General features: G+C 59.8%; 1 protein-coding gene. It reads right to left on the bottom strand.

What is annotated here, in order from left to right; all coding sequences use genetic code 11:
- Positions 1-20 precede the first annotated feature (20 nt).
- Positions 21-970 (bottom strand): IS630 family transposase gene (locus ACODR8_RS19940; RefSeq protein ID WP_489008853.1). Its coding sequence is split into 2 segments (ribosomal slippage): positions 21-626 and positions 629-970, totalling 948 coding nucleotides; the frame shifts between segments, so codons are not numbered across the junction.
- Positions 971-1,065 lie beyond the last annotated feature (95 nt).

Raw genomic sequence — 1,065 nt, 5'->3', positions numbered from 1 at the left:
ACAGCTAGAGCGTGATGAGATTAAGTTCGTTGATATCCGGCATGGGTAAGGAAATTTCTGCATTCATCGGCTGAGACGGTTGGGAGGATTTTTCCGATAGCCCGGCAGAGAGCGTCATAAGTTCGCTCAGCGGCTTCACGCATGTGGTGTTTGAGCTTGGCGAAGAACTGCTCGATCGGATTGAGATCGGGAGAATATTTGGGGAGGAACAGGAGCTTGGCGCCGACCGCCCTGATGGCTTGGCGAACGGCCTTGCCCTTGTGGCTGCCAAGATTGTCCATGACGACGATGTCGCCAGGCTTGAGCGTGGGCGCGAGAAGCTCCTCGACATAGACGAGGAAGCTCTCGCCGTTGATGGGGCCGTCGAGCAGCCAGGGCGCTTCGACGCGATCACTACGCAAGGCGGCGACGAAGGTCGAGGTCTTCCAGTGTCCATGAGGCACCTTGCCCTCGAGCCGCTCGCCCTTGGGCGCCCATCCGCGCAGCGGAGCCATGTTCGTCTTGACCCAGGTTTCGTCGATGAAAACCAACCGGTCAGGATCGATCAGTCCTCGATATTTGATCCATTGCTTGCGCCGGCGGGCGACATCGGGGCGGCCCCGCTCACTGGCGACCAGCGTCTTTTTTTATATGACAGCCCCTCGGCGTGGACGAACTCCCACACCGAGCGATAGTCGACGACCAGGCCGCGCTCATCGGCCAGCTCCTGGACAAGGCCACGCAGCTTGAACGGCTTCTCCGCGCAGCGCCGGCGCAGCCAGTCAGCATGATCACCGGCAATCTTCTTCGGCTTGTGCCCACCAATCCGATCGGCCTCGACGCTGCCCCGCTCCTCAAAGCGTTTCACCCAGTTGATCGCCGTGCTGATCGCCACTCCGAAGCGAGCCGCCGCCTCGTTTCGCGACAGCCCTTCCTCGTTTACCGCCGTCACCACTCGTTCGCGAAGATCCATCGAATAGGGTCGAGCCATGCTTGCTGGCCTCCTGCTCCAGCCAGCATCTTGAATCAGCTTTCCAGAACTTTGGGAATCCCCCTTCGATTCAGTACAATCCCATCACGCTCTAG

The organism is Sphingobium sp. FG58 (genome assembly GCF_057809055.1).
This window is presented reverse-complemented; position numbering and strand designations above follow the sequence as displayed.